This is a genomic window from Nitrosomonas supralitoralis (assembly GCF_003011925.2).
GTDB lineage: Bacteria > Pseudomonadota > Gammaproteobacteria > Burkholderiales > Nitrosomonadaceae > Nitrosomonas > Nitrosomonas supralitoralis.
The window spans coordinates 1-1818 of record NZ_PXXU01000136.1 but is presented as its reverse complement, the minus strand read 5'-3'; the positions used below and the strand labels follow the sequence as shown (position 1 = coordinate 1818).

General features: G+C 44.1%; 1 protein-coding gene. It reads right to left on the bottom strand.

What is annotated here, in order from left to right:
- Nucleotides 1-115: 115 nt before the first annotated feature.
- Nucleotides 116-1729, bottom strand: a complete 1614-nt coding sequence (locus C7H79_RS16980) for an integrase catalytic domain-containing protein (RefSeq protein ID WP_106708404.1) — start codon at nt 1727-1729, stop codon at nt 116-118.
- Nucleotides 1730-1818: the final 89 nt, after the last annotated feature.

Here is a 1818-nt window from a genome sequence, read left to right as displayed (position 1 = left end):
CGTATTGCCTCAATCAAAAATCATACTACTATTTTAGCGGCACACCTCATCACAAAAAGTTTAGTTTCAAGGCCTACGAGTAGTGCTTACCCAGTATACCTACAGTACGATCATGTCAGTAATTAAGTGATTTTGCTACATCCTTTTTCCCACAATCCAAGTTAGTCTGAATGTCTGCATCTATACTGGAGAAAGTCGGTGGAGGTGCCATTTGATTAACCATGAGTGCTCGCAATGTTTTTTCATGACTTTCTTGTTCCTGGCGCCACTGTGCAACTCTTCTTTGCAGAGTTCGGGTTTGACCAGTGGAAAACTGGTTTGGGTATTTTTCCATGATCCACTGTATAATTCCGCTGGCTGTAGTCTCTAGCATCAGCTCTAGCCGCAATCGAATCTCATCCCAAACATTTTCAAAAGGATCTTTTCTCGTTCGCCAGGTGCGAGGCGCTTTTCTTAAGTCTACTTTTTCACTTGTGTGATAATGACGATGTAAATTACCGCACTTCCTCGGTTGCATATTTTGATCGTTAATATCAGCTTTGCTGACGACAAAACTGGATTTTGCACTGCCGTTTTTGTTCCAGGAAAATTCCCATAACTTATCTTGTAGCATTTCTAGCTGAGTCAGTATATTGACAGGGTCGAGTGTTTTATACTCTGCAGTTAACGAATCTTTCTTTGCTTGACTAATATGCTCAGAGAGAAGAATTCGTTGAAATGGCGTCTTTGCTTTATCGTATTTCTTTGATACTTTAGCCCCTTGCCGTTCTTTCTCTAACAGCTTCAGTGATGGTTGGAAGAAATTAACATACTTTCTCAGTACGCAATACAATTTAGCCAGAGCTTCCCAGGCTTCTCGACCTTCGAATCGGTCATAACCCACCAGTCTACGCACTACCGAGCCGTTCTTTTCCTCAACATGAGCCTGGTCGTTCTTACGGTGTGTTCGCGCCCGAGTAAAGGTAATAAATCTATCTTCACAGTAGTCTAGCAAGTCATAGTTGATAAACTCACTGCCGCAATCAGTATCTAGCCCTTGCAAGGGAAATGGCAGTAATTCGTCTGCGACTCGCAAACCGTCAATAACATCACTGGCGCACTTTCGCAGCAATGGCATGCATTCTAACCATCCCGTGGATATGTCAACCAAAACCAGTGTGTTTAAAAAAGCGCCATTAGTGTTTACACCACAGTGCGCGACCAAGTCAGCCTCCAGAAAACCTGGAGTGACATCGTCCCAATCTGCAAATGTCCTCACCTGAATTTGATGCTTTAAGAGATTGCCGCGACGCGTGGTGCTGATGCTTCTCTTGATGTTCTCTCGCTCCGGCCTCAACATGCGATCTACAGTTGCGGGACTGATGCTGAGCAGGTGTGCTCGCACATCTGCTGGTAACCGTAAGTGGCCATGATGCTCCATGGTCGTTACCAGCTGCGGTAAAAACGGCACGAGACGCTTTGAGCAAATTTGGTTAGCGGTAAACCAGACTGAAATTAAAGCTTGTCGTACTTGTTCATCATACTTCTGGGATGCTGGCCGCTTCTTTGGTAGGATTGGCATCTCAGCACTGTTCAACAGCTGAATGGCATATTTCCGCTCGTAACCTGTGGCAGCAACAAATCCATCCAATAACTTACTCCTGTCCGCCCAACTTGCATTATGATACTTCTGCTTGATAATTGACTGCAACTCCCTCCGAGCACCTAGACTCATTGGTTTCATCATCATCTAAATCTCCTTTCTTATTGTTTCAAGTTGGTTTGATTTTAGATGAGGCAACGGCTCCTAAGTAGTATGTTTTTTAATGAGTCAATGCG